General features: G+C 48.0%; 3 protein-coding genes. 2 read left to right on the top strand and 1 reads right to left on the bottom strand.

Annotated elements, in window-relative coordinates; genetic code table 11:
- Positions 1–716, bottom strand: a 716-nt coding sequence (locus MJZ25_16500; protein ID MCQ2125771.1) for a LysR family transcriptional regulator, incomplete at its 3' end; no start/stop codon positions are given.
- Positions 717–835: 119 nt separating this feature from the next.
- On the opposite strand from MJZ25_16500, the gene MJZ25_16495 reads away from it, so the two are divergent.
- Both MJZ25_16495 and MJZ25_16490 read left to right on the top strand, forming a co-directional pair.
- The gene (locus tag MJZ25_16495; protein MCQ2125770.1) at positions 836–1,363 is read left to right on the top strand and encodes an NAD(P)H-dependent oxidoreductase; all 528 of its coding nucleotides are present in this window, start codon (positions 836–838) and stop codon (positions 1,361–1,363) included.
- A partial coding sequence (locus tag MJZ25_16490; protein ID MCQ2125769.1) for an SDR family oxidoreductase occupies positions 1,360–2,165 on the top strand: 806 nt, incomplete at its 3' end. The genes MJZ25_16495 and MJZ25_16490, both read left to right, overlap by 4 nt.

Here is a 2,165-nt window from a genome sequence, read left to right as displayed (position 1 = left end):
GGCAGAAAACCCTGCCCGGTGACGATTTTGAGTCTGGCGTCCTGCATGGATTCGACAAAGATAAATTCTCCGTGCAGTCCCACATATTCATCGTAGTATTTCCGTTCTTCCTCCTGACCGGCAGGGTTGATGATTAGAATGCAGGGCAGATTTTTCAGGTCTGAGGCTTCAATACGATTAAGCTTACTTAAAGGGCTTCTTGAAGAAATCTGAACGTAGGTCTTGCTTTGGGAAAGAATCAGATTATGGAATGAGCTTGAAAATGCACGGCGCTGATCATTCAAAGATAAATCAATACGTCCCTCGAGCATTCCATGGTACAGCTCGTCATGGCTTCCGGATACGATGGAGATTTCTACCGTAGGATATTTTTCCGAGAACTCCGATACCGCTTCCGAAAATTCGTTTCCATGATATCCCTTGTAATAGCCGAGCCTGAGTTTGGCGGAATCCTTCACATCCCTCCGCTTTGTTTCCCGAATCATCTGTTCTATGTCGGAGCGGATGACAAGGCTCTTTTTGTAAAATAACTCTCCGGCAGGAGTCAGACTGAAGGTTCGATTGTGACGATCCAGAAGCTGTACCCCGAGCTCTTCTTCCAGCTTGCGAATCTGCTGAGATATAGCTGACTGGGAAACATGCAGCTTTTCGGCTGCCATATAAAAATTACCGCATTCCATAATGGCGTGCAGATATTCGATCTGTCGAAACAGCATAGGATCACCTCTTGCTGCTATTATATATCGTTCAGTTTCACTTATCAATACAATAAGTAATCCGAATTGATTTATAAGTATGATGAAACTATGATAGTATCAGAACAATAGCAGGAGGAATGAAGACGATGGCAAAAAACTTGATTTTATACTACTCCCGCAAGGGTGAGAACTATGTCAACGGCAGCATCCGCAATCTGTCGAAGGGCAATACCGAGATCTGTGCAGAGTTTATTCAAAAAGCAGTCGGCGGTGATTTGTTTCAGATCGAGACCGTACAGGAATACGCTTCCGATTATTACAAGTGCATTGAGGAAGCAAAGGCTGAATTGCATGCCAATGCTCGTCCGGAGCTGAAAAAATATCTTGCAGACATTGAAGCCTATGACAACATTTTCATCTGTGGTCCCTGCTGGTGGGGAACCTTCCCTTGCGCGGTGTTCTCACAGCTGGAGCGCCTGGACTTTACCGGCAAAAAGGTATTTGCCTTGATGACCCACGAGGGCAGTGGCCTGGGCAGCAGTGAGAAAGACCTGAAACGTCTTTGCAAGGGCGCAAGGATCGGCAAAAGCATGGCGGTGCACGGCGCAGATGCAGCAAAATCCGAAAAGGCTGTTGCAGCATGGGCAAAGGAGAATTTGAAATGAAGGATGTAATTCTCTGGGCAGGAGCCGGACAGATTGGACTTGCGATTGCAAGACGTATCGGCTTTGGTAAAAAGATTATTGTTGGCGATAAGAAACTCTCAAATGCAAAGGCAATGGCCGATGTAATGAACAACGCAGGCTTTGATGTGGTTCCGATGGAAATGGATCTTGCCAGCCGGGAATCCATTCTTTCCCTGATTACAGAAGGTCAGAAATATGGTGAGATCGCCATGCTTATCTCTGCCGCAGGCGTTTCGCCCAGTCAGGCACCGATTGAAACCATTTTGAAGGTTGATCTGTACGGTACGGCAGTGCTGCTCGAGGAGGTCGGCAAGGTTATAAAGGAAGGTGGTGTCGGAGTACACATTTCCAGCCAGAGCGGCTGGCGTATGCCGCAGCTTGGTGCGGAGGCAGACGAGCTTCTGGCAACTACACCGACAGAGGAGCTGCTTTCACTGGAAATGCTGAAACCTGAGAATATCAAGGATACGCTCCATGCTTACCAAATGGCAAAGCGCTGTAATGAAAAGCGTGTGATGTATGAAGCTTGCCGCTGGGGCAAGCGCGGGGCCAGACTGAATGATATTGCACCCGGTATTATCGTAACGCCCCTTGCTGTGGACGAATTTAACGGTCCTCGCGGTGATTTCTACAAGAATATGTTTGCTAGGTGTCCCGCAGGCAGACCTGGTACTGCGGACGAAGTTGCCAATGTTGCAGAGATCCTGATGGGACCTGCGGGTGCATTCTTCTCCGGTTCCACGATTCTCATGGATGGCGGTGCTACCGCAAGCTATTACTA

The organism is Fibrobacter sp., assembly GCA_024399065.1.
GTDB lineage: Bacteria > Fibrobacterota > Fibrobacteria > Fibrobacterales > Fibrobacteraceae > Fibrobacter.
Note: the sequence above shows the minus strand (reverse complement) of the source record. Positions and strands in the feature narration are given on the sequence as shown.